Source organism: Pseudokineococcus marinus, assembly GCF_013004605.1.
Classification (GTDB): Bacteria; Actinomycetota; Actinomycetes; order Actinomycetales; family Quadrisphaeraceae; genus Pseudokineococcus; species Pseudokineococcus marinus.
Genome location: NZ_JABEMA010000411.1, coordinates 1 through 2,231, shown reverse-complemented (window position 1 = coordinate 2,231; position 2,231 = coordinate 1). Strand labels below are relative to the sequence as shown.

The window sequence follows — 2,231 nt, the reverse complement described above, 5'->3', positions numbered from 1 at the left end:
CGGTGCGTCGCCTCGAGCAGCGCGCCCGCGACGCCGAGGCGGCCGGCCCGGCATGAGCGCTCCCGGCCCGGTCATCGGCAGGGGCACCGGCGGACGCCCTCGGCGGCGCCGCCGCACCCGCGCCTGGTGGCTGGCGCGCGGCTACCTCAACCTCGTGCCCACCGCGGCGGCGCTCGCGTGGGGCGTCGCGCACGGTGGGCGCCCGGTCGTCGGGCGCGACCTCTTCGTCGAGTGCGGCGGCATGCGCCGCGGCTACGCCCGCGGCGGCACGACGGTGGGCAGCGTCTGGCTCCACGGCGGCCTCGGCGGGCCGGAGCGGCGCCGCCACGAGGCGCGCCACGCCGACCAGTGGGCCGTCCTCGGCCCGCTCCTCATGCCGGCGCTGTACGGCCTGGAGGCCGCGCTCACCGGGGCCGACCCGCGGCGCAGCCGCTTCGAGCGGCACGCGGGGCTCGAGGACGGCGGCTACGCGCCCCGGCGCGGCTCCCGTCCTGCTCCGGAGCCCACGCCGGACGAGGTCCCCGGCGCGCCCCCGCGGCGCCGATAGGCTCCCCGGTGACGGGTCGCCAGCGGTCGTCCCGGGCGCCGACCCTGCGGGTCGCCCCCGCCGGACGGCCGCCACCGACCACATCGACCACATCGACCACCGACCACATCGACCACCGAGCCCCCAGGAGACGTCGTGGCCAGCATCGAGGCCGTCGGAGCACGCGAGATCCTCGACAGCCGAGGCAACCCCACCGTCGAGGTGGAGGTCGCCCTCGACGACGGCGTCCTCGCCCGCGCGGCGGTGCCGTCGGGGGCGTCCACCGGCGCCTTCGAGGCGACCGAGCGCCGTGACGGCGACGACGCCCGCTACGGCGGCAAGGGCGTCCAGGGCGCCGTCGACGCCGTCCTCGACACCATCGGCCCCGAGCTCGTGGGCCTCGACGCGTCCGAGCAGCGGCTCGTCGACGCGGCGATGCTCGAGCTCGACGGCACCCCCAACAAGTCCTCGCTCGGCGCCAACGCCGTCCTCGGCGTCTCGCTCGCCGTCGCGCGCGCCGCGGCCGAGTCGGCGTCGCTGCCGCTGTTCCGCTACGTCGGCGGCCCCAACGCGCACGTGCTGCCCGTGCCGATGATGAACATCGTCAACGGCGGCGCCCACGCCGACTCCGGCGTCGACGTGCAGGAGTTCATGATCGCGCCGATCGGCGCGCCGACCTTCCGCGAGTCGCTGCGCTGGGGCGCGGAGGTCTACCACGCGCTGAAGTCGGTGCTGAAGCAGCGCGGCCTGTCGACGGGCCTCGGCGACGAGGGCGGCTTCGCCCCCGACCTGCCGAGCAACCGCGAGGCGCTCGACCTCATCGCCACCGCCGTCGAGAAGGCGGGGCTCACGCTCGGCTCCGACGTCGCGCTGGCGCTGGACGTCGCGGCCACCGAGTTCCACGAGGGCGGCACCTACCGCTTCGAGGGCCAGGACCGCACGGCCGAGCAGATGGCGGCGTACTACACCGAGCTCGTCGACGCCTACCCGCTCGTCTCGATCGAGGACCCGCTCGACGAGGACGACTGGGAGGGCTGGGCGTCGCTGACGGCGGCCCTCGGCCAGCGCGTGCAGCTCGTCGGCGACGACCTCTTCGTCACCAACCCCGAGCGCCTCCAGCGGGGCATCGACGGCGGCGCCGCCAACGCGCTCCTCGTCAAGGTCAACCAGATCGGCACGCTCACCGAGACCCTCGACGCCGTGGCCCTCGCCCACCGCAGCGGCTACCGGGCGATGATGAGCCACCGCTCGGGCGAGACCGAGGACACGACGATCGCCGACCTCGCCGTCGCCACCGACTGCGGGCAGATCAAGACGGGCGCCCCGGCGCGCTCGGAGCGCGTCGCCAAGTACAACCAGCTCCTGCGCATCGAGGAGGAGCTCGACGAGGCCGCGCGCTACGCGGGCCGCGGCGCCTTCCCGCGCTGGAAGGGCTGACCGCCTCCTCAGCCCTCGGCCCCGCGCGGGGCTGAGGGCGCCCCTCCCCGCGGCGCGCGCCGCGGGGAGGGTGAGCACCACCGGACGGGACCGGAGCCCGGACGGACGCACGCACGCGAGCAGGAGCAGCAGGACCCGGACGCGGGCGGGCGACGGGCAGCACGACGGGCGGAGGGCACGCATGGCAGGCGCACGGCGGCCGCTGGCGCCGCGGGCGGGGCGGGCCGGGGCTCCCTCGCCCGAGGCGCACGGGCCCGCGGACGACGAC

General features: G+C 77.0%; 2 protein-coding genes. Both read left to right on the top strand.

All coding sequences use genetic code 11. The features are described 5' to 3' along the window. Positions 1–52: 52 nt before the first annotated feature. Positions 53–547 (top strand): hypothetical protein, encoded by a 495-nt coding sequence (locus tag HLB09_RS17940; RefSeq protein ID WP_212771243.1) that lies wholly within the window; start codon positions 53–55, stop codon positions 545–547. A 135-nt stretch (positions 548–682) separates the two neighbouring features. Beyond that, positions 683–1,963, top strand: coding sequence for a phosphopyruvate hydratase (eno, locus tag HLB09_RS16070; protein ID WP_171204319.1), 1,281 nt, complete (start codon positions 683–685; stop codon positions 1,961–1,963). Positions 1,964–2,231 lie beyond the last annotated feature (268 nt).